General features: G+C 36.5%; 1 protein-coding gene. It reads right to left on the minus strand.

Annotation, left to right across the window (positions count from 1 at the left end; all coding sequences use genetic code 11):
- The coding region (locus MXE38_RS12270; RefSeq protein WP_246915495.1) for a transposase at nt 1–1,289 on the minus strand (1,289 nt) is incomplete at its 3' end.
- Between the last annotated feature and the right edge of the window lie 227 nt (nt 1,290–1,516).

Below are 1,516 nucleotides of genomic sequence, written 5' to 3' on the forward strand. Positions count from 1 at the left end.
GCATAAACACATATGTCGCCAGTATGACTGTTGTGGTCGGGTGAACTTTCAATTGATCCAAGACTCTTGTGAGCAAGAAACATGATTTCAATCTGCCATCTTAGGCGGTACAGGCTTGCTACTACCTCTATATTGAAATCAAGCGAAAGATTGGTGTTAAGAAAAACCCAGTAGCTTCTTTGTTTATTCGGATTAAAGCTTTTGTTCTTTGGGTTGTATATCAGTAAAAGTCTAAAGCCGTCCGACAAAACCAAGTCATAGCAATAACCGATGATCTTGCCTTGACTAATCTCATAAGCCACCACAGTGCCATTTTTTATTAGATCACTAAGTTTAGTAGCAGAGTTAAACTCTTTCTTTGATACTATAGATCCTATGTTGTAATTACCATTAGAGTCATAGTTGACCTCATACTTAGTAACACATCGAACGGATGGATTTAATTGATTTCTTCCCTTAATAATAAATTTGTCGCCTCTGCTATTAATTGTGTTTTTTAATTCCTCACTATTATAGCCAGCATCAAGCAAATCAAGTGTACATCCCTCGTGTTGAGAATTTGTATTTTCTATAAATGCATAACGCTCATCCGATGTAGCACTTCCAAGGTTCAACTTAGCTAAACAATTTCTCACTAAATCCATTGCCGCATGCAGTTTTCGTGAAGCAACTGTTTTTCCTTTGCAGTCACCATCATTTTCCTCACGTGCAAGCCTGTATTCACTACCATCACTGAGTCTTATATTATCGATATCGCCAAGTTTCTTGAGTTTTTGGACAATATCAGCGCCAACGGTTATATAATCGAGATTATCGACCAATTGATGATAGGAAGTTATGAATTTTGAAGCCAGAGCTTTCATTGCGGCTGATATAGCCTTAGATTGCTCCATACTTCTCTCAACTGTTCGAGGGGATGCTGGTTTTACATTTGCTAAAGCACATAAATGATTATACTCAAGTTGAACATGTGCCAAAGAGGCATTGCCTGCAAGAGCTGCAAACACAAAAGATAATACAAAGAATCCCATTGTCTGCCATAAGGAATTTCGGTAGTCCTTATGCTCATAGCCACTATCCTCAAAAAGCTTATGAATTTCCTTACAACTAAACAAGTTTGTAAGCTTAGGCACTTTTCCATGAATAGAATAGACATTTGCAGCATTTAACAACATGCTTCCGTGTGGTATGCGCCATTCTTGTTGTTTTTCCTTGCGAGAAGAACGTCGATGTGCCTTATTCTGAGCTAGAATTTGATTATTACGGTGATTCTTTTTTGCTTTAGACATATAATAAAACCCGTTTTAATTTTTTTGGTGTTGCCCAACCTTTAAAACGGGCAACTCTTAATTAAAAACGGCCTTTCATTACGAATCTTTAGCTCTTGCTACATAAGTGTTTAATAGCTTATAAGTCCTGACTATAAAACTACACTATTTTATCCTTCTGTATTATATTTTATAAACAACGTTAATTATTTGTTTTTATCTGACGCATCAAATTGTCGGTCTATATG

Origin of the sequence: Anaerobiospirillum sp. NML120448, assembly GCF_023050945.1 — a bacterium.
Classification (GTDB): Bacteria; Pseudomonadota; Gammaproteobacteria; order Enterobacterales; family Succinivibrionaceae; genus Anaerobiospirillum.